The 1,216-nt window shown below is 63.9% G+C and carries 2 protein-coding genes; both read right to left on the reverse strand.

Features of this window, described 5'->3' with window-relative positions; genetic code table 11:
- Window positions 1–727, reverse strand: a 727-nt coding sequence (locus tag DYI24_RS26815) for a phage portal protein (protein ID WP_164574482.1), incomplete at its 3' end; no start/stop codon positions are given.
- 18 nt (window positions 728–745) lie between these two features.
- The gene (locus tag DYI24_RS26820; protein WP_164574483.1) at window positions 746–1,051 is read right to left on the reverse strand and encodes a hypothetical protein; all 306 of its coding nucleotides are present in this window, start codon (window positions 1,049–1,051) and stop codon (window positions 746–748) included.
- Window positions 1,052–1,216: the final 165 nt, after the last annotated feature.

Consider the following 1,216-nt stretch of genomic DNA (forward strand, 5'->3'; position numbering starts at 1 on the left):
CCATCGGTTCGAACACATGCCCCACCGGCTGCCGGCCCTCGGCATCGTAGGCGCGGTAATCGCGCTTCACCGTGATGCCGGCTTCCTTCTGCTCGATCCGGTAGGCGATCGGGCGGCCGTTCGAATCGTGGATCACGCCCTGAAACATGCCCTCGACTTCGCTGGTGTCCTGCACCAGCTTGGTCGGGTTCACCAGGCACATCTTGGTGCCGCTGGCGATGCCGTAGGCCCGACGCTCCGCCGGATTCATGTAGCTGATATGGCCCAGCGCTTCGCCGTAGGCCATATCCGAGCGCAGCGAGATGTCGATCATCTGCGGCACGGTGAATTTGCCGCGGAGATCGCATTCACGCGGGTTCCAAGCCCAGCGCTTCCAGCGATGCTTGATGGTGCGCACCAGCGCCGCGGCTTCCTCGGCGCTGTAGCCTAGCGCGGCTAGATCCGGTTGCGGGTTGAGCACCAGCTCGACGCCGACCGTGTCGGCGATCACCTGATCAGCCGCACCGCGCAGCCGGCTGGAATTCTGGATCAGATCCATCGCCAGCCCGGCGGCACGACGCCATGCGATGCGGACGTCGTCACGATGATCGCGCAGCGCAGCAACGCGCGTCGATAGCACCTTGGACCGCGTATCGCGCAGATACCCAGCCCGCGCCCGCGGCGGCGCCGTGGTGGCGCTTGCGGGCGCTGCCTTGCTGCGGCCGAGGATGCGATCGAGGAATGTCATGAGTTCTCAAGACTCGTTTCAACTGCGCTTAGCGGAAAACTCGTTCACCCGCAGTTCAGCGAGTTCAGCTTGTGCGGCCATTTTCCGCAATTGCGCGTCGGAAATCGAACCGTCGATTTTGATCGCCACATTACATCCGCCGTTGACGGCATTGCGTGGATGCTCCGACACACAAAGACGTCCATCAACTACGAGGCCGTCAACGATACCTGCTGAATGCAGGCGCTGCGCAACGACCTCCGCGCGAATGGCCGCTTGCTCGGCGGAATCGCTCCACAAACGTTCGATCTCGGTAAGCAGCGCGACTACCGGATGCTGGTACATCATTTCCTCACCGTTTCTTCCACTTGTCGCGTCGTCGCGCCCGCTCTTGCTGGCGCTGTTCGGCGGTCGCCGCCGGCACCGGCTTTCGCTCGAACGGGCTTGCCGCGGCGTCGAACAGATCCGGCGTCGCCGGCTTGCCGTGCACCACCAGCAGCAGCTCGGCCC

Source organism: Rhodopseudomonas sp. BR0C11 (genome assembly GCF_010820945.1).
In the GTDB taxonomy this organism is placed as follows: domain Bacteria; phylum Pseudomonadota; class Alphaproteobacteria; order Rhizobiales; family Xanthobacteraceae; genus Rhodopseudomonas; species Rhodopseudomonas palustris_H.